General features: G+C 73.1%; 19 protein-coding genes. 9 read left to right on the plus strand and 10 right to left on the minus strand.

Annotated elements, in window-relative coordinates; translation table 11 throughout:
• The first annotated feature begins 15 nt into the window (after positions 1-15).
• Positions 16-654, plus strand: a complete 639-nt coding sequence (locus tag ACGF1Z_RS08450) for a class I SAM-dependent methyltransferase (RefSeq protein ID WP_393001340.1) — start codon at positions 16-18, stop codon at positions 652-654.
• A 139-nt stretch (positions 655-793) separates the two neighbouring features.
• On the opposite strand, the gene ACGF1Z_RS08455 is transcribed toward ACGF1Z_RS08450, so the two are convergent.
• Together ACGF1Z_RS08455 and ACGF1Z_RS08460 are read right to left on the minus strand one after the other, a co-directional pair.
• Positions 794-1,393 (minus strand): RICIN domain-containing protein, encoded by a 600-nt coding sequence (locus ACGF1Z_RS08455; protein ID WP_393001342.1) that lies wholly within the window; start codon positions 1,391-1,393, stop codon positions 794-796.
• Positions 1,394-1,546: 153 nt separating this feature from the next.
• Positions 1,547-3,025, minus strand: a complete 1,479-nt coding sequence (locus ACGF1Z_RS08460; protein WP_393001344.1) for a hypothetical protein — start codon at positions 3,023-3,025, stop codon at positions 1,547-1,549.
• A 622-nt stretch (positions 3,026-3,647) separates the two neighbouring features.
• On the opposite strand from ACGF1Z_RS08460, the gene ACGF1Z_RS08465 reads away from it, so the two are divergent.
• The 3 genes from ACGF1Z_RS08465 (at position 3,648) to ACGF1Z_RS08475 (ending at position 6,601) form a co-directional block, all read left to right on the plus strand.
• Positions 3,648-4,505 carry an N-acetylmuramoyl-L-alanine amidase gene (locus tag ACGF1Z_RS08465; protein WP_393001346.1) on the plus strand — a complete coding sequence of 286 codons (858 nt, stop codon included), beginning with the start codon at positions 3,648-3,650 and terminating at the stop codon, positions 4,503-4,505.
• 113 nt (positions 4,506-4,618) lie between these two features.
• Entirely contained in the window at positions 4,619-5,479 is an 861-nt protein-coding gene (locus tag ACGF1Z_RS08470; protein ID WP_393001348.1) for a DUF5336 domain-containing protein, read from the plus strand.
• A 111-nt stretch (positions 5,480-5,590) separates the two neighbouring features.
• Positions 5,591-6,601, plus strand: coding sequence for an LLM class F420-dependent oxidoreductase (locus ACGF1Z_RS08475; RefSeq protein ID WP_393001350.1), 1,011 nt, complete (start codon positions 5,591-5,593; stop codon positions 6,599-6,601).
• Positions 6,602-6,625: 24 nt separating this feature from the next.
• Here ACGF1Z_RS08475 and ACGF1Z_RS08480 read toward each other — a convergent pair whose 3' ends face one another.
• On the minus strand, positions 6,626-7,186 hold the full coding sequence (locus tag ACGF1Z_RS08480; RefSeq protein WP_393001352.1) for a hypothetical protein: 561 nt from the start codon (positions 7,184-7,186) through the stop codon (positions 6,626-6,628).
• Between the two features lie 279 nt (positions 7,187-7,465).
• Here ACGF1Z_RS08480 and ACGF1Z_RS08485 point away from each other — a divergent pair, with 279 nt between their 5' ends.
• The 3 genes from ACGF1Z_RS08485 to ACGF1Z_RS08495 all read left to right on the plus strand — a co-directional run bounded on the left by ACGF1Z_RS08485 (position 7,466) and on the right by ACGF1Z_RS08495 (position 9,875).
• Complete coding sequence (locus ACGF1Z_RS08485) at positions 7,466-8,281, plus strand: helix-turn-helix domain-containing protein (protein WP_393001354.1); 816 nt, start codon at positions 7,466-7,468, stop codon at positions 8,279-8,281.
• Positions 8,282-8,400: 119 nt separating this feature from the next.
• On the plus strand, positions 8,401-8,838 hold the full coding sequence (locus ACGF1Z_RS08490) for a hypothetical protein (protein WP_393001356.1): 438 nt from the start codon (positions 8,401-8,403) through the stop codon (positions 8,836-8,838).
• Between the two features lie 98 nt (positions 8,839-8,936).
• Entirely contained in the window at positions 8,937-9,875 is a 939-nt protein-coding gene (locus ACGF1Z_RS08495; RefSeq protein WP_393001358.1) for a hypothetical protein, read from the plus strand.
• A 40-nt stretch (positions 9,876-9,915) separates the two neighbouring features.
• On the opposite strand, the gene ACGF1Z_RS08500 is transcribed toward ACGF1Z_RS08495, so the two are convergent.
• The 4 genes from ACGF1Z_RS08500 to ACGF1Z_RS08515 all read right to left on the minus strand — a co-directional run bounded on the left by ACGF1Z_RS08500 (position 9,916) and on the right by ACGF1Z_RS08515 (position 14,209).
• Positions 9,916-10,767, minus strand: a complete 852-nt coding sequence (locus tag ACGF1Z_RS08500; RefSeq protein ID WP_393001360.1) for a DUF2690 domain-containing protein — start codon at positions 10,765-10,767, stop codon at positions 9,916-9,918.
• A 130-nt stretch (positions 10,768-10,897) separates the two neighbouring features.
• Positions 10,898-11,956: a prenyltransferase gene (locus tag ACGF1Z_RS08505; protein ID WP_393002437.1), complete on the minus strand. Its 1,059-nt coding sequence runs from the start codon at positions 11,954-11,956 to the stop codon at positions 10,898-10,900.
• 14 nt (positions 11,957-11,970) lie between these two features.
• A complete protein-coding gene (locus tag ACGF1Z_RS08510; RefSeq protein WP_376637298.1) occupies positions 11,971-12,705 on the minus strand; it encodes a class I SAM-dependent methyltransferase in 735 nt (244 codons plus the stop codon).
• A 151-nt stretch (positions 12,706-12,856) separates the two neighbouring features.
• Entirely contained in the window at positions 12,857-14,209 is a 1,353-nt protein-coding gene (locus ACGF1Z_RS08515) for a glycosyltransferase family 4 protein (RefSeq protein WP_393001362.1), read from the minus strand.
• A gap of 226 nt (positions 14,210-14,435) precedes the next feature.
• On the opposite strand from ACGF1Z_RS08515, the gene ACGF1Z_RS08520 reads away from it, so the two are divergent.
• Complete coding sequence (locus ACGF1Z_RS08520) at positions 14,436-15,092, plus strand: TetR family transcriptional regulator (protein ID WP_393001364.1); 657 nt, start codon at positions 14,436-14,438, stop codon at positions 15,090-15,092.
• A 37-nt stretch (positions 15,093-15,129) separates the two neighbouring features.
• Here the strand turns inward: ACGF1Z_RS08520 and ACGF1Z_RS08525 are convergent, their stop codons facing one another.
• From ACGF1Z_RS08525 to ACGF1Z_RS08535, 3 genes are all read right to left on the minus strand, one after another.
• A complete protein-coding gene (locus ACGF1Z_RS08525; protein ID WP_393001366.1) occupies positions 15,130-15,651 on the minus strand; it encodes a hypothetical protein in 522 nt (173 codons plus the stop codon).
• A 159-nt stretch (positions 15,652-15,810) separates the two neighbouring features.
• Positions 15,811-16,044 (minus strand): ferredoxin, encoded by a 234-nt coding sequence (locus ACGF1Z_RS08530; protein WP_393001368.1) that lies wholly within the window; start codon positions 16,042-16,044, stop codon positions 15,811-15,813.
• The gene (locus ACGF1Z_RS08535; protein ID WP_393001370.1) at positions 16,044-17,513 is read right to left on the minus strand and encodes an aldehyde dehydrogenase; all 1,470 of its coding nucleotides are present in this window, start codon (positions 17,511-17,513) and stop codon (positions 16,044-16,046) included. The genes ACGF1Z_RS08530 and ACGF1Z_RS08535 overlap by 1 nt, the downstream gene beginning before the upstream one ends.
• Before the next feature lie 221 nt (positions 17,514-17,734).
• Between ACGF1Z_RS08535 and ACGF1Z_RS08540 the strand changes: the two genes are divergently transcribed.
• Positions 17,735-18,193, plus strand: a complete 459-nt coding sequence (locus ACGF1Z_RS08540) for a hypothetical protein (RefSeq protein ID WP_393001372.1) — start codon at positions 17,735-17,737, stop codon at positions 18,191-18,193.
• Positions 18,194-18,305 lie beyond the last annotated feature (112 nt).

Below are 18,305 nucleotides of genomic sequence, written 5' to 3' on the forward strand. Positions count from 1 at the left end.
GTAGGAGATCCGCCCATGGCCGCCGCCGAGCCCACCCCCGAGATCCTTGCCGCCTTCGAGGCCGCGAAGGGCTTCATGCCGGTGAAGGAGGGGCTCGCTCTGTACGAGGCCGCCGCCGGGGCCGCGAAGCTCGGGCTGCCGCTGCTGGAGGTCGGCACGTACTGCGGGCGCTCGACGATCCTGCTGGCCGACGTCGCGCGGCAGGCGGGGACCGTCGCGGTGACCGTGGACCACCACCGGGGCAGCGAGGAGCAGCAGCCGGGCTGGGAGTACCACGACCCGACCGTGGTCGACCCGGAGGTCGGCGTCATGGACACGCTGCCGACCTTCCGCCGGACGCTGCGCAAGGCCGGGCTCGAGGACCACGTGATCGCGGTCGTCGGGCGGTCCCCGCAGGTCGCGAAGGTGTGGGCCGGGCAGCTCGGCTTCGTGTTCATCGACGGCGGGCACACCGACGAGCACGCCACCAACGACTACGAGGGCTGGGCCCCCAAGGTCGCCGCCGGGGGCGTCCTCGTCATCCACGACGTCTTCCCGGACCCGGAGGACGGCGGGCAGGCTCCGTACCGCATCTACCTGCGGGCGCTGGAGTCGGGCGACTTCGAGGAGATCTCGGTCACCGACTCGATGCGGGTCCTGCGCCGCCTCGGCTAGGTGTATGGACCCGCCTCCGGATCAGGCCTGATCAGAGGTTCGGGCCGGAGCAGGCGCGCGGGCCGGACGTCGCGCGCCCGGCCGGGTCCGGAGGACAGCCCCTGAGGAAGGCCCCGCCGGGGCGGCGCGCATGTGCGGGTCAGCCGTTGGGCGTTCCGGCCAGGCGGACGACCCAGCGGCGGGAGCGGTCGTCGTCGCAGGTGAACTGGACCATGTGCACGTTGTTGTCGGTGGACCGGCCGCCGGCGATCGTGGCGCACTTGCCGGTCTGGACGTTCACCACCTGATAGGACGTGCCGCCCCAGTTGGCGAGGCGCCAGCGGCGCGAGGGGTCGGAGTCGCAGGTGAACTGGACGAGCTCCACGTTGTTCTCGGTGGACCGGCCGCCCGCGACGGTCGCGCACTTGCCGCTCTGGACGTTCACCAGCTGGTACGAGTCGCCGTCCCAGTTGGTGATCCGCCAGCGGCGCGACCGGTCGGTGTCGCAGTCGAACTGCAGGAGCTCGAGGTTGTTCTGGGCGAGGGTGCCGCCGTTGAAGGTCATGCACTTGCCGGTCTCCAGGTTCCGGAACTGGAAGGAGGCGCCGGAGATCCGGGCGTGCGAGGTGGTGGTGCGGGTGCTGCCGTCCGCCGCGGGGTGGGCGACCGCGGGGACCGGCAGGAGCAGAGCGCTTCCGGCCAGGAGGATCGTCGAGGTCGTCAGAAGGCGACGGGACCGCGTTTCCTTGCGTGGACGCATGGGAGCACTCCTCTCTTGAGTACGAACGAGTACGGGGAGGAGGGGCCGACGGCCGCTGTCTCCACTATCGACGGGTCCGGCACCCCGCGCAAACGCGGGGTGCCGGAGTCTGTTGCCCAGTCAACCTGTCCGCTCAGGACGTCGGATCACCCGTCAGAAGCCGCCCCCGAGCCCTGAGGTCACGTACAGACAGTTGGTGTAGCTGTAGCCGGACTCGATCTTGGTGGTGCTGGGCTTCTTCATGCCCGCCGAGGTACCCGTCCCGTCCCGCTTCTGCAGCATCTGGTAGTTGCCCGGCGGCAGCGTCAGGGTCCGCTTCGGGTACTTCGACGACGGTCCGGAGCAGGGCTTGGGGCCGCCGCCCTTGGGGACGAGGAACGTCGAGTACGACCGGCAGGTGGCGCAGGCCGGGAGCGTGATGCGGCCGGTCACCGGTCCCGTGTAGAGGAGTTCGACCTCGCCCGGCCCGTCGTTGCTGACGACCATGACCATGCCGGAGCCGTCCGCCGTGGCACCCGAGGGGACCTTGTTGCCGGCGGCCGGGCTCTCCTGGGCGATCTCGGCGGCGATGGCGACGTTCCGGGCCTGGGCGGTCTGCGGGCTCGACGGGTACGCCTTGGCGTAGTCGTCCATCGCCGTGACGGCCTCGCCGTACTCCTTCTTCTTGAAGTGGTCGATCCCGCAGGCGAAGTCGCCCCGCTGGATCGACCCCTTCGTGTCCTGTTCCAGCGCCCCGAAGGTCGCGTCGGGCAGCAGGCCGACGGTGGTGTCGAAGCGGCGCAGCTCGGTGGCCGTGTCGCAGGGGGCCACCGCCAGCTTCTTGTCGCTCTCGCGCAGGTTCGCGCGGAGCGTCGGCTCGATCTTCTGCGTGAACGGCGACTGCGGGAAGGTGTCCAGCAGGGCGTTGAGGTGCCGGCCCGCCGTGGCCTCGGCGCCGGCCAGACCGGCCGACCGGACGCCGCATTCGAACCACGACTCGGCCAGCGGCTCGTCGGCCTTGCCGACGAGGCTGCCCAGGAGTGCGCGGTCGACGGTGTCGGGCAGCGCGCGCAGGTGCTGGAGAGCGGGGACGGCGGCGCAGTAGTCCTTCTTCTCGTACGGCGCCGCGACCGTCTTGTAGTACGTGGCCAGCCGGTCCGGCACCAGCTTGCCGGCGCGCGAGCCGGCGTGCTTCGCGCCGAGGTCCTGGTAGGTGGCGAGGGCCCGCTTGTAGGTCGACTCGACGCCGCTGAAGGACTGGCCCTCGCTCTGCTTCACCTGGGCGTCGGCGGCGGCCAGCCGGTCGAGGAGCGCCTGCTCGACGGCCTCGTCCCGCGCCGCGCCGTACGCGAAGCCGCCGCCGCCGGGGACGACGAGCAGCAGGGCGAGCGCCGCGGGCAGCACCAGACCCCGCCGGCCGGGCAGCGCCAGGGTCTCCGGGGCGGCGCGCAGTCCGCGACGCGCGCCGTCGGCGGCGACGGCGAGCAGGAAGACGCCGTACGCGACGAGGGCCCCGAGCGGTATGCCGTCGGGGTCGGCGGGCAGGGCGACGACCAGCAGGGCCACGGTGGCGGCCCAGCACAGGGCCGCGGACTTCCAGTGCTTGAGCAGGGCGTAGCCGAGGCCCAGGCAGGAGAGGTTCAGGAGGCCCACGGCGGCGGCCTGCGCCGGGTTCGCGGGGCCGCGCGGCGCAGGCGGGGCCGCAGGGGCGCCCAAGGGGCCGGGCGGTGGCCCGAAGCCCGGTGCGGGCCCGAAGCCCGGCGCCGGCCCGGGCGGGGACGCGGGCGGGGGCGTGGAGCCGGGCACCGCGTCGTACACCGGTGGGTGCGCGGGCGGCGGGGGCTGGCTCGCGCCGTCCGGACCCCCGGGAGCCGGGCTCGCGGCATCCGGGCCTCCGGTGGCCGCGCCGTCCGCGGACGGTGCGGCCGGGCTCGCGGACGGCGGGGGCTGGCTCGGAGGGCTCGGAGCCGGGCCCGAGGGGCCCGGAGGAGTGCTCGCGGCGGTCGGTCCCCCGGACTCCCGTGTCCGCCCGTCGTTCCCCGGCGGGCCGGCGGCCTGCGGGCCGCTCTCGCTCCCCTGGGCGCCCGGGCCGGTCCATTCCCACGGCGATGGCTTTCTCGGTTCGTTGGTGCCGTTCTCGTGTTCCCCCGCCACCGGTCCCCCTCTGGTCGTCACGACGGTGCCTCGGACTTACCCTTCACCATCCCCTCACACACGTGGCGCGCTCCCGGTTCCGCTGCGGGCATTCGCGGCGCGGAACGCCTACAGTCGCGGGGTGCCGTACGCCCATCGGAAGCTCCTCGCCGCCCTCGCCCTGCCGCTCGCCCTGACAGGCTGCGCCGGCGAGGCGGCCCCCTCGTCCTCCCGCACCGCAGATGCCAAGCCCACGGCCTCGAACGCGCTCCCGAGCGCGAGCGCGAGCTCCGGCGCGAGCCCGAGCGCGGTTCGCAGCGGCGCGCTCCCCCTGGCCGGGCGGACGATCGTCGTCGACCCGGGTCACAATCCCGGCAATTTCCGGCATTCCACGGAAATCAACAAGAAGGTTGACATCGGCACGAACCGCAAGGAGTGCGACACCACCGGCACCTCCACGAACGCGGGCTACACCGAGGCGGCGTTCACCCTCGATGTTTCACACCGTCTGCGCGATCTCCTCAAGAAGCAGGGCGCCGAGGTGGTGCTCGTCCACGACGCGGAGCGCCCGTACGGGCCGTGCATCGACGAGCGGGCCCGGATCGGCAACACCGCGAAGCCCGACGCCGTCGTGTCCGTGCACGCGGACGGCTCGGCGACCGGGAACCGGGGCTTCCACGTGATTCTTCCGGCGCGGGTGCGCGGCGGCTCCGCCGACACCGCGAAGATCGTGGGACCGTCTCGCATCCTGGGCGAGAACCTCGTCACACAGTTCGGCCGCGCGACCGGTTCAAAACCCGCCAACTACATCGGATCCGGCACCGGGTTGGACGTGCGGGACGATCTCGGCGGACTCAATCTCTCAACCGCCCCCAAGGTCTTCCTCGAATGCGGCAATATGCGTGATCCGAAGGATGCCGCGCTCCTGACCGACGCCGCGTGGCGCCAGAAGGCGGCGCAGGGGATCGCGAACGGCATCGGCGCCTACCTCCACGGGTAGGCAAGGGGTCGGACAGAGCGGCTATCGGGCGAACGATAGATTCGCTCCGTACGATGGGGCCGCCCCCGTGCTTCGCGCCACCCCGACGAGACGACCCGACGAAGGACTCTTACGTGAATATCCGCTCCCTCACCCGAGGCGATGGCGTGCTGATCGGCGCAGCGGTGGTGCTGTTCATCGCCTCGTTCCTCGGCATCTCCGGCTGTGACGCGCCGGCCAACATCTGCGACCAGGTCGACTCGGCGTACTCGTGGGAGATGTCCCCGCTGGGCTGGGGGTCCTTCTTCCTGGGCATCGCCGGCGCCGCGCTGGTGATCGTCTCGCGCGCCCTGCCGCAGCCGCGCAAGGTCGTCGGCCTCGACCTCGGCCAGGTGGGCGCCGCGTTCACCGTCGCCTCCGCCTGGACCCTGCTGATGTGGGTCTTCGAGTCGGCGAACGCCGGCGCGGGCCTGATCCTCGGCCTCATCGCCTCGCTGGTCCTGGCCGCCGGCGCGGTGGCCGGTCCGCTGGTCCCGGCCCTGCAGGCTCCGCTCCTCGGCGCCCCGAAGCCGCAGACGCCGCAGCCCTACGGCATGCAGCCGGGTCAGCCGGGAGCCCCCGGCGGCTACGGCTACCCGGGCGCGCAGCAGCAGCCGTACGGCGCCCAGCCCGACCCGTCGCTCGGCGGCCAGTCCTTCGGCGGCCAGCCGCAGCAGGCCCAGCAGCACATGCAGCCGCAGGCCCCGCACGACGCCCAGCCCCAGGCCGCGCAGGCCCAGGCGCCGGCGCCGGCCGGGGACTTCACCCCGTTCTGGTTCGCCGTCCCGGTGGCCCGTCCGCTCTACGGCGAGGACGGCTCCGCGGCGCCCATCGCCGAGCTCGCGCCCGGCACCTGGTACCTGGCGGTCGAGCAGCGCGGTCAGGCCCTGGTCGCCCAGACCCAGGACGGCCGCCGCGGTGTCCTGCAGGACACCACCGGCATCCAGCGCGGCTGATCCGCCCGCTCTCCCCGACGGCCCCCCGCCCGGATCCCTTCCGGGCGGGGGGCCGTTGCCGTACAGTCCGAGCCCGTCATAACTGACACATCGTCAGAAAGGCTGTGCGGCATGCGACTCGGACTCGCCCTCGGCTACTGGGGCCGCGGCCCCTCCCCCGCCCACCTCGACCTCGCCCGCGAGGCCGAACGGCTCGGATACCACTCCGTGTGGACCGCCGAGGCCTGGGGATCCGACGCCTTCACCGCGCTCACCTGGATCGCCGCCCACACCTCCCGGATCGGGCTCGGCACCGCCGTGGCACAGATGGCCGCCCGCACGCCCACCGCCACCGCCATGCACGCGCTCACCCTCGACCACCTCTCCGGCGGGCGCATGACGCTCGGGCTCGGCCTCTCCGGGCCGCAGGTCGTCGAGGGCTGGTACGGACGCCCGTTCCCCCGCTCCCCGCTCACCGCGACCCGCGAGTACGTGGACGTGATCCGGCAGGTGCTGCGGCGCGAGGGGCCGGTCCGGCTCGACGGGAGCTACCACCCCCACCCGTACACCGGCGCCGACGGCACCGGTCTCGGCAAGCCGCTGAAGCCGATCACCCACCCGCTGCGCGCCGGCCTGCCCGTGCTCCTCGGCGCCGAGGGCCCCAAGAACATCGCGCAGACCCTCCGCATCGCCGACGGCTGGCTGCCGCTCTACTGGTCGCCGAGCCGGTGGGCCGAGGTCTACGCCCTCCCCCGCACCCTGCCGGACGGCTTCCTCGTCGCGCCGATGGTCCGCGCCCAGGTTTGCGACGACGTCGCCGCGGGCCTGCTGCCCGTCAAGGCGATGCTCGGCTTCTACATCGGCGGCATGGGGCACGCCGCCCGCAACTTCCACGCCGACCTCATGGCCCGCATGGGCTACGAGGCCGAGGCCCGGCACGTCCAGGAGCTCTTCGCCGCCGGGCGGCGCGAGGAGGCCGTGCTCGCGGTGCCGGACGCCTTCGCCGACGAGATCTCGCTCGTCGGCCCGAAGGAGCGGATCGCCGAACGCCTCACGGAATGGCGGACGGGCCCGGTGACCGACCTCCTGGTCACGGCACCGGACCCCGCCACGCTCCGCACGCTCGCGGACCTCACGTCCTGACCCGGCGGAGCACCGCCGCGCCGGTCAGCCGCCGCCGAGCTGCGCCGTGCTCGGCACCTGGTCGACGACCTCGGCGCCGGCACTCCGCCCCGCGTCCTTGACGCTGTTGATGACGCCCTCGAAGGCGCCGACGTCACCGGCGGTCGCCTCGCCCTTGCGGAGCTTCGTCCCGAGGTCCTTCAGGGACTCGATGCCCGCGGTCAGCGGCGCCACCGCCTTGGACAGCAGCGGATCGCCCTTGGCGTTGTTCACGGCGGCCTTGAGCCGGTTGTACGTGAAGGCTCCCGCGAGGCCCGCCTTGACCAGGGCGAGGGTCCGCCCGTCCGCACCCTTCGCGAACCTGCCCTCGCGGTACGGCTTGACGATCCACTGGTAGGTGGCGCCCGCCGCCAGACCCGCGTTCGCGACGAACCGGGTCTTGGCCAGCTTCTGCCTCTCGAAGCTCGCCGAGGCCGTCGGGGTCGCGTCGGAGCTCGTGCTCAGACTCTGCGAGCTGTCACCGCCGCACGCCGCCGTCGTCGCGAGGAGCGCACCGGACAGGAACAGGGCGACGACGGCGCGGCGCGCGCGGACGAGGCTGGGCACGGTGGGACCTCCCTCGGCCCCGGGGCTGCTCCGGGGACTGGCGCCAGCCTCGCCCGGGGCACCGGCGGGCGCCAGCGAAGTGAGTCCGTACGGGTTCCCCCGTCCCTCCTTCCCGTCACCTCCCGCCACGTCTTCGCAGGTCACAGCTCTGGGACGTCCCACCGCGTCCCTGGGACGGCGGCGCCTCTGGCCCCCGCCCGGGGCGCGTCGGACAGTGGATCACCGGCCCGGGACGGATCCGGGCGCGGGAGGTTCGAGAGTTCGATGGTCAGAGGCCGTGTGTGTACCGATGGTGGCCGGTGCCAGTGGTTCTACGGGAGGCCCGACGCCCGGCTGCGGCCGGGCGTCGGCACGTACCGGGGGTTCCGTTCGACGGCGGGCGTGCAGCAGGAACGGCTGGTGGTGCCGAGCGGACGGGTGTCGCTGCTCATCGGCTTCGGCGGCGAGATGCGGGTGCGCGGGGCCACCGGACGGCACGCCTCGCTCGTGTCGGGCCTGCACACCCGCGCCCGGGTCCTCGGCCACGACGGCGACGTGCACGGCGTCGAGCTCACCCTCGCCCCCTGGGCGGCCCACCGGCTCTTCGGCAGCGCGTCGCTCGCCGAGCTCGCCGACACCCTGACCGACCCGGCCGAGGTCCTCGGCCCCCGCGCCCGGCTCCTCGCCGAGCGCCTGGCGGACGCCGCCGACTGGCCCGAGCGCTTCGCGCTCCTCGACGAGACGCTGCTGCGCTGGACGGCCGAGGGCAGCACGGGGCCGTCCGCTCCCGTCCTGGCGGCCTGGCAGGTCCTGGAGCGGTCCGCCGGCGCCCTGCCGATCGCCGAGGTGGCCGCGAGCACCGGCTGGAGCCTGCGGCACCTGGAGGCCCGCTTCCGCGAACAGGTCGGCCTCACCCCGAAGCGCCTGGCCCGGATCCTGCGCCTGAACCGGGCGATCCGGCTGCTCACGGCGGGCCACCGGCCGGCCGATACGGCCACCCGGTGCGGCCTCTACGACCAGGCCCACCTCAACCGCGAGTTCACGACGATGACGGGCCTACCCCCGGGCCGCTTCCTCGCGGAACGGGGCGGCGCGAGCGCGTGGATCGCGGGCTGAGGGCCCGCACGGCGCACGGCGAATTCTTCCAATACGCGGGGGCGCGGCGGATGTGAGTCTGACGCCCGTGCGCGATCGCGTACGCGACGTCGAGAGACAGGGAACGAATGAGCATGGGCATGGGGCTCCGTAAGAAGGCGGCGGCCGTGGCCGTCTCCACCGCACTGCTCGTGGGCGGCGGCATCGCCGCCGCGTCGTCGGCTGCCGCCGGCTACATGTGCGACCCCGGTTACCACTGCGTGTACTGGGGCGACCTGGGCGACAGCGCGTCGCACAGCTACTACAACAGCGACAACAACTTCACCGACGACTACTTCAACGAGAACGCGGGCACGGCCGGTTACGGCTCGGTCGTGAACGACAAGGTCTGGTCGGCCAGCAACTCCAGCACGGGCGGCTACGAGAGCCACTACTACCGTGACATCGGCTACCAGGGCGGCCTGCTCTTCTGCGTGAACCCGGGCAGCGAGGCGTTCGGGGCCGAGCTCGCGGACTGGCAGCGGAACCAGGCGAGCTCGCTGAAGCTGCTGCCGTCGACGACGGTCCGCTGCTTCTGAGCGACCTCGTAACAGGGGCGGGTCCCGGCGCGACAGGGGTGCGCCGGGACCCGCCCCGCTCCGTCTCTCCCCCACCACCACGAAAGGTGACCGTCACCATGCCCGGGACCCGTCGTCCGCGACCCGCGCTCCTCGCTCTCGCCGTCACGCTCGTGGGAGGTGCGGCCCTCGCCGGCGGAACCTTCCTCGCCTCCGCCGGGAGCGGCAGCGGGCCGTCCGACATGCCGGCGGTGTCGACGGCCGCCCTGGAGCGGCTGCACCGACTGCCGCCGGTCACCGACCTGATGTTCTCCGGGACCGACGTCCAGGCCCGCAGCGCCGAGGCCCAACGGCGATACGCCATCACCTGCATGGCCCGCGAGGGCTACCGCTACGCCCCGAAGGCCGCCGACCGGCCCGATCCGGGGAGGGACGAGCGGCCGCGGCCCTTCGGACTGGAGACCGCCCCTTCCGGGACGGCCCCGGCCGCCCCCGAGCCGGCCGGCGAGACCCCGCCGAAACCCGGAAGCCCCGAAGCCTCCCCCGCGTACGCCCAGGCGCTCTTCGGCGACGAGGGCAAGCGCGTGACCGTGAAGGGCCGGCGGGGGATGAAGGTGTCCCGCCCCGGCGCGGGCTGCCTCGCCGAGGCCGAGGAACGCGTGCTCGGCGACGGCCGGCTGCGCTGGCTCCAGGTGCGGATCGAGCTGTTCGAGGGGCAGGAGTTCGCGCGGGCGGCCGTGGAGAGGGACCCGGCCTTCCAGGACGCGACCGGCCGCTGGGAGCGGTGCCTGGAACGGGCCGGCTTCCCCGGGCAGCACGACCCGGTGACGCTGCTGAAGTCGCTGCCGAGCCAGCGGGCCCGGCTGGAAGGACGGGACGTCCTGAAGGCCGATCTGCGCTGCAAGAGCGAGACCGGCTACCTGAGTACCGCCTACACCCGGCTCGCCGCCGTCCAGCAGTCCTGGCTGGACGCCAACCCGGCCCTCGCGAAGGACTGGGCCGCCCTGCTGGCCCGTCAGGACAAGGCGGCCCGCCAGGTGCTCGCCGCCAGGGGCTGACGCCCGCCGCCGGTCGGGCCGGCTACGGCTGCTGGGCCCGCTACGGCTGCTGGGCCTTCTCCCGGCTCGGGACGAAGTCGCCCGTGCAGCTGGGCTCTCCGCTCTTCGGGAGGGACGCGCAGGCCCAGACCGAGCCGTCGTCCGGGGCCGCGATCAGGGGCGTGTAGACGTCCCGGTCGAAGTGCACGACGTCGGCCTGGGCGGCGCCGTCCGAATTGTTGACGACGACGGTGGCGCCGACCTGGGCGAAGGAGATCCGGCCCCAGGCGGCCTTGCAGGCACGGCTGTAGCGCAGCTCGATGACGAGGTCCTTGGGGATGGACCCGGTGCGCACCGTGACCGCGTCGGCGCCGCAGTTCATCTTCTTCGGGTCCCGGCCCTCGCAGCCGGTGAGCGTGCAGCCGGTCCGCACGGCCGCGACCTTCACGGCGGGCTTCGGCCGGGGGGCGGCCGACGGCTCGTCGGAGCCGGTGAGGGCGACGGCGCCGTAGGCGGCCGCACCGGCCACGAGGAGGACTGCGAGCACGAGTGCGCCCCACAGGGCGCGCCGGCGCCGGCCGGTGGGCCCGGCCGGTGCTTCCCCGGATGCCCCCTCCGGCGCGTCACCGGCCTCCGGCGCGCCGGCCTCGTTCGCCTCGTCCGGCTCGGGCGCCGTGCGCCGGGCGTCCTCCTCGTCCCACAGGGCGAGGAGGGGTGCCGGGTCGGTCTCGCAGAGCCTCGCGAGGCTCTCGACCGCGTCGCGCGGCGGGAACTGCTTGCCGTTGACCCACCGCTCCCACGACGACTTGGCGTAGTGGGTCTGCTCACTGAGCCGGGCGAAGCTCGCACCCGACGACTTCTTCAGGGCGAGCAGTTCGCTCGCCAGGTCTCTGACCGACCCCGCACGGTCCATCGTGACCGATACTCCCTGTCATGCATGCTCATGCCAGCCATGAACGTGCACATCCTAGAGCGGTCGAACAGGTGTTTTTACGTGCATGGGGCACGCGTGGAAGGCGCCCCCGACACCGTCCGGACGCCCCTCAGGCGCAGCAGTCGGGCTCCAGGCCGCGCGGCAGGCGCTCGCCGCCGAACACCGCCACGGTCGCCTCGTCGCCCCCGAGCGCGGCCACCGCGAGCAGCAGCGAACCGGCGGTCCAGGTGGTCTGCTCCTCGGGCCAGACGGCCTGGTCGCCCTCGAAGACGTACCCGGTCCAGTAGTTGCCGTTCGCCGCCCGCAGGTGGCCGATGGACTTCAGGATCTCCAGCGCCCGGTCCGACTCCCCCATCGCCCACAGGGTCAGGGCGAGTTCACAGCTCTCGCCGCCCGTGACCCAGGGATTGGGCAGCACGCAGCGCACACCGAGCCCGGGGACGACGAAGTCGTCCCACTTCTCGTCGATCCTGGCCTTGGCGGCGAAGCCGGTGACGGCCCCGCCGAGGACCGGGTAGTACCAGTCCATCGAGTAGCGGGACTTGTCCAGGAAGCGCTCCGGATGGCTGCGTATCGCGTGGCCGAGCGCTCCGGCCGCCAGCTCCCAGTCCGGCTGCGGCTCCTCGCGTTCCTCGGCGATGGCGAGGGCGCAGCGCAGCGCCTGGTGGACGGAGGAGCTGCCGGTCAGCAGCGCGTCGTGGACGGGGGTGCCGTCGGCCTCGCGCTTCCAGCCGATCTGGCCGCCGGGCTCCTGCAGTCCGAGGACGAACTCCACGGCCGCGTAGACGACGGGCCACATCCGGTCGAGGAAGGCGTCGTCGCCGGTCGACAGGTAGTGGTGCCAGACGCCGACGGCGACGTACGCGACGAAGTTGGACTCCAGGCCGCGGTCGGTCACGTTCCCGGGCTCGCCGTCGTGGTAGGCCGCGTACCAGGAGCCGTCGCCGTTCTGGTGTCGGGCCAGCCACGCGTACGCGCGTGCCGCGGCCTCGTGCTCGCCCGCGGTGTCGAGCGCCATGGCGGCCTCGGTGTGGTCCCACGGGTCGAGGTGGTGGCCGCGGAACCACGGTATGGCGCCGTCCTCGCGCTGGACGGCGAGGATGCCGGCGACGGTCTCCGCGGCCTGCTCGGCGGTCAGGACCCCCGGCAGGACCAGGTGTTCCGCCATCCGCTCGGGAGAGGTCACTGGGCGTCGGCCTTCGGCAGGTGGGGCTTGGTGGCGTAGGCGACGAAGCTCTTGCCGACGACCGGGTTGAGCAGCTGCTCGGCGACCCGGGTCACGGCGGGCTTCTTCATGATGTCCCAGACCAGGAGCTTGTGGTAAGCGCGGACCGGCAGCGCCTTGTCGTTGTCCACGCCGAAGGCGCACTTGAGCCACCAGTAGGGGGCGTGCAGCGCGTGGGCGTGGTGGGTGCCGTACGGCTTGAGACCGGCGCCGCGCATCTTGGCCAGCAGTTCGTCGGCCTTGTAGATGCGGATGTGGCCACCCTCGACCTCGTGGTACTCGTCGGAGAGCGCCCAGCAGACCTTCTCGGGGCCGTAGCGCGGGACGGTGACGGCGATGCGGCCGCCCGGCTTGAGGACCCGGACCATCTCGGCGAGCACGCCCTTGTCGTCCGGGATGTGCTCCATGACCTCGGAGATGATGACGACGTCGAAGGACTCGTCGGGGAAGGGCAGGTTGAGCGCGTCGCCCTCCATGGCGGTGGCGCTGGCGCCGGCCGGGGCCTCACCGGCCTCCTTCATGGCGGCGAACCACTTGGCGACCTCGCGGATCTCCTCGGCGTTCTGGTCGAGGGCGACGACCTGGGCGCCGCGCCGGTAGCACTCGAAGGCGTGCCGGCCCCCGCCGCAGCCCAGATCGAGCACACGGTCGCCGGGGGCGAGCGGGAAGCGGGTGAAGTCGACGGTCAGCACGGGGTCCTGCTTTCGCTGTAGACGAGCGGTCGGGGGCGGTCGGTCCGCTGGGGGGCGTGGGGGGTCCCCCCTGCTCGCGCGCAGCCGGGAGCGCGGGGGCGGGTGGGCCCGCCCCACCCGCCGGGCGGCACCCGGCGAAGGGGGCGAGGTGTCACCGGGCCGCTCCGCGCACCCCGGTGCCGAGGGCACCCTGCGCGGCGAGCGCCTCGCGGTAGAGCTCGGCGGTCCCCTGGGCGGCGCGCGCCCAGGTGAAGTTGGCCAGGACCCGCGCCCGGCCGGCCGCGCCGAGCCGGGCGCGCAGGGCGGGGTCGCCGAGCATCCGGCCGAGGGCCACGGCGAGGGCCCCCGCGTCGCCCGTGGGCACGGCCAGGCACGTCTCGCCGTCGGGCCCCGCGACCTCGGGGATCGCGCCGCCCGTGGTGGCGACCAGGGGCGTTCCGGTGGCCATCCCCTCCGCGGCGGGCAGCGAGAAGCCCTCGTAGAGGGAGGGAACGCAGGCGACCTGCGCGGACCGGTAGAGGTCGACCAGCTCGGCGTCCGTGACGCCCTTGACGAACCGGACGGCGCCTTCGAGGCCGTGGCGCTCGATGGCCTGCGCGACCGGCCCGTCCTCGGCGCGCCTGCCGACGACCACCAGGTGCGCGTCGGGGTGCTCGGTGCGGAGCTTGGCGAGCGCCTCGACCAGGAAGACCAGGCCCTTGAGGGGGACGTCGGCGCTGGAGGTGGTGACGATCCGGCCGGGTACCTCGGCGACGGACGGGTCCGGCGACCACAGGTCCGTGTCCGCGCCGATGTGGACGACGCGGATGCGGTCCTCGCGGACGCCGAGGTGCTCGACGATCTCCTGGCGGGAGGTGCCGGAGACGGTGAGGACGGACGGCAGCCGGCGCGCGACCCGCTTCTGCATGCGGGTGAAGGCGTACCAGCGGCGGACGGAGGCGCGGCGCTTCCAGTCGGCGGCGGCGTCGAGTTCGAGCTGCCGGTCGACGGTGATCGGGTGGTGGATCGTGGTGACCAGCGGGGCGCCGATCGCGCCGGGCCCGCCGAGGAGCCCGTAGCCGAGGGTCTGGTTGTCGTGGACGACGTCGAAGTCGCCGCGGCGGGCGGCGAGCATGCGCCGGGCCCGGAGCGAGAAGGTGAGCGGCTCGGGGAAGCCGCCGGTCCACATGGTGGCGACCTCGAGGGCGTCGATCCAGTCCCGGTACTCCTCGCGCCTCGGCGTGCGGAAGGGGTCGGGCTGGCGGTAGAGGTCGAGGCTCGCGAGCTCGGTGAGCGTGAGGCCGGTCAGCTCCTCGCCCTCGTCGAGGACGGGGTACGGCTGCGAGCCGATGACCTCGACGCTGTGGCCGAGGCGCGCGAGCTCGCGCGAGAGGTGGCGGACGTAGACGCCCTGGCCGCCGCAGAACGGGTTCCCCTTGTACGTGAGGAGAGCGATCCGCAACGGACGGTCACCGCCTGGGCCGGCACCCTGTCGGGGGCTTGCCTCTATGGCCTCCGCGGTCAATTGCGACCCCCTTCGAGCGTGCTTTTCGCGCGAGCGTAACCGCCCGCGCTAATCTAGAACAAGTTACAGACTTGATCGCCCATGATCTTCTGACCATGCTCTTGATCCTTGAGGAGCACAGAATCTACCGGCAGGTAGCTCCGCCGCGAGATCCGGATCAGGTGATTCGCGCCACGGCGGGAGCCCGGCCATACTGTCGCTCCGCCACCGCACGGAACGGGACCTCATGACCGCGGAAGACAGACCTGCGTCACCGCCCCTGACAGAGCGCCAGGAGGCACGCCGACGGCGCATCCTGCACGCCAGTGCGCAGCTCGCCGGGCGGGGCGGATTCGACGCCGTGCAGATGCGGGAGGTCGCCGAGGCGGCCGGGGTCGCGCTCGGCACCCTCTACCGCTACTTCCCGTCCAAGATCCATCTGCTGGTCGCCACCATGCAGGACCAGCTCCAGCACATGCACACGACCCTGCGCAAGCGCCCGCCGGGGGGCGCGGATCCGGCGCGGCGGGTGGCCGAGACGCTGATGCGGGCCTTCCGGGCGCTGCAGCGCGAGCCGCAGCTCGCGGACGCGATGGTGCGGGCGCTGACCTTCGCGGACCGCAGCGTGAGCCCGGAGGTGGACACGGTGTCGCGGCTGACGACCGCGATCATCCTGGACGCGATGGGGGCGGAGCATCCGACGCCGGAGCAGCTGTCGGCGGTACGGGTGATCGAGCACACCTGGCACTCGGCGCTGATCACCTGGCTGTCGGGGCGTGCCTCGATCGCACAGGTGAAGATCGACATCGAGACGGTCTGCCGGCTGATCGAGCTGACGGCGCCGACCGCCGGGCCGGGCGCCGGCGCCGCGCCCGGACCCCGGAAGGCGTCCGGGCGCGGCTGACGTCAGGACCCCGGAACGGGTCCGGGCGCCGCTGACGTCAGGACTTCTTGTTCTTCTCCAGGTCGGCCTTGAACAGCGCCTCGCACTCGGGCGTGGCGTCGCTGGCGATGAACATCACCATCTTCAGGGCGCCCATGCTGTGGTCGCTGGCCTTCAGCTGCCAGGTGCCCTGGGTGAGGGTCTTGATCGTCGAGCCACCCTGGGAGAAGTTCTGACCGGTCTTCCAGCCGTCCTTGGCGAGGGCGCCCACCGTGTCCGTGTAGGACTTCTTCGGGTCGGCCGCCTTCTCGGCGTCGGCCGTCCAGGAGACCATGCACTTCTCCAGGCCCGCCGGCACCGGGTCGCCGGTGGCGTCCTGGACGAAGCCGGCGCCGGTCGCCGCGGTCTCGATCTGCGTCTTCACGGCCTCGGCGGTGAGGTCCTCGCCGCCCGCCTCCGAGCCGCCGCCCGAACCGGCCGACGCCGAGCCGCCCGTCGTGGCGGACGAACCGCCCTTGTCCGAACCGCCGTTGCTCCCGCAGCCCGCGACGAGGAACACCACACCCGCAGCCGCGGCCAACCACTTCGCCTTGCGCACAACACTCCCGAATCCCGTGCGCACGAAGGCCTCTTGCCCCCGTGATCAAGGGAGTAGTTTTGCATAAGGGAACCGGTGCACCGGGCGTCGTCCACGCCGGCGGGCGACTCCGCGGTCGGCGGGCCGTGCGCCACCCGGGGGCTACTCCTCGGGCGGGAACACCGGCTCGCCGCCGCCCGCCAGGGCGATCGAGATGGCCTCCACCGGGCAGCCCTCCGCGGCCGCCAGGACGCGTTCGTTCGCGTCCGCCTCGGCCTCGCGCGGATGGGACTGCCGTGCCGAGTCCAGGCGGAAGCCGTCCGGGGCGTGGTTGACGCACATGCCGGAGCCGATGCAGACGCCCCGGTCGACCTCCACGTGCCAGCGGTCCCCCATCAGCCCGCCCCCGGTCCCTCGTAGCCCGCCGGGAGGTGGATCATCTTGTGCTCCAGGTACTCGGAGAGGCCCTCGGGGCCGAACTCCCGTCCCACGCCGGAGTTCTTGTAGCCGCCGAAGGGGCCGAGCATGTCGAGGCTGAAGGTGTTGACGTTGAAGGTGCCGGTGCGGACGCCGCGGGCGAAGTCGACGCCGTGCTCGACGTCGCCCGTCCAGACGCTGCCGGACAGGCCGTAGTCGGAGTCGTTGGCGATCCGCAGCGCCTCGCCCTCGTCGCCGTACGGCAGGAGGCAGATCACCGGGCCGAAGATCTCCTCCCGGGCGATCCGCATCGAGTTGTCGACCCCGCCGAAGAGCGTCGGCTCGACGTACCAGCCGCGCTCCAGGCCCGCCGGACGGCCGCCGCCGGTGAGGACCTTGGCCCCCTCGGCCTGGCCGATGCCGATGTAGTCGAGGGAGCGTTGCTGCTGGCGCCGGGCGACCAGCGGGCCGACCTGGGTGGTCGGGTCGAGCGGGTCGCCGACCACGAGCGCGCCGGCCGCCGCCGCGAAGGCCTCCGCGATCTCCTCGTACCGGGAGCGCGGCGCGAGGATCCGGGTCTGGGCGACGCAGGCCTGCCCGTTGTTCATCCAGGCGGCCGGGACGATCCCGGCGACGGCCGCCTCCAGGTCGGCGTCGGGCAGGATCACGGCCGCGGACTTGCCGCCGAGTTCGAGGGTGACGCGGGTGAGGTTGCGGGCCGCGACCTCCATGACGCGCTTGCCGGCGCCGACCGAGCCGGTGAAGGAGACCTTGTCGACCCCGGGGTGCCCCACCAGGTACTCGCTGACCTCGCGGTCGGCGGGCAGGATCGAGAGCACGCCCTCCGGCAGACCGGCCTCGGCCGCGATCTCGCCGAGGATGTACGAGTCGAGGGGCGACTCCGGCGAGGGCTTGAGGATCACCGTGCAGCCGGCCAGCAGCGCGGGACCGAGCTTGGCCGCGGCGGTGAACTGCGGGACGTTCCACGGCACGACGGCCGCCACGACCCCGACCGGCTCGCGCCGCACGAGCAGCGGACCGAGCACGCCGGAGCGCCGCTCCTCGTACGCGTACTCCCGCGCGACGGTGATCGCCGAGTCCCAGACCATCATGGCGCCGAGCGCCTGGGCGAGGACCGACCAGGAGAAGGGGGAGCCGTTCTGCGCGCTGATGGAGCGGGCGATCTCCTCGTGGCGCACGGCGATCGCGTCCTTGATCCGCCCGACGACCTCGATCCGCCGCTCCAGCGGCATCCGCGGCCACGGCCCCTCGTCGAAGGCCCGCCGGGCGGCGGCGACGGCCCGGTCGACGTCGGCCTCGGCGGCGTGCGGGACGCGCCCGATGACCTCCTCGGTGTGCGGGGAGATCACCTCGATGACGCCGTCGCCGAGCGGGTCGGTCAACTCGCCGCCGATGAACAGTTTTCCGTGCTCCACAAGCTCGGTCATGACCGACTGCCTCCCGGAACCACGCGTCGACTCCGATATCTGACTGTGTTTCAGAACTGATACCAGTTCTAGTTCTGCTTGGCCAGACTTCCACACCGCCCGACGACGGCGGGCGAGGTGGACACCCCTGTCCTAGACTGGGAGAAGGAGCGGAACGACCCGCGGACCGTGCACACTCCGGCCCTGCCGTCGCCGCTCCCCCCACCCCCTGAGGAGCAGCCATGCGTACCCTCGCGCGTTCGCATCCGCACCGGGCACGGCGCATCACGGCCCTCGCGGTGTCGTCCGTGGCCGCCGTCGCCCTCGCCGCCCCGACCGCCGCACCCGCCTCCGCGGCACCCGCGGCAGCGGCCCCGGAGAGCGTCTCCGTCACGACGAAGGCCCCCGCGTCCTTCCTCTTCTCGTACACCTTCAACGGGCATCTGAAGATCGGCGGCGGCAACTTCACCGTCGGCGGCCCGGTCACCCTCTACATCAAGCTCAACAACGGCACGATCATGTTCCGCCAGACGGTCATCGCGCACACGCACGCGATCACCCCCGGCGGCGCGATCTACGTGGAGACCAACGTCAGCTCGCCGTGCGCCCCCGGGAACAACGGTTACGCCCGCGCGTACGACCGCACGACGCAGACGTGGTCGCCCCGGCTGCCCGTACCGGTCTGCCAGCGCATCGACTGAGCCCGGCCCCGCCGCTCCCCGCCTCACCCGGCCCACGCCCGCCACGCTCGGGGTGAGGCCGGCGCCCCGGACGGCGGCGGCGAAGTACAAGCGTCACAGAGCAGCCTGACGG

It is taken from the genome of Streptomyces sp. NPDC048018 (genome assembly GCF_043202995.1).
Classification (GTDB): Bacteria; Actinomycetota; Actinomycetes; order Streptomycetales; family Streptomycetaceae; genus Streptomyces.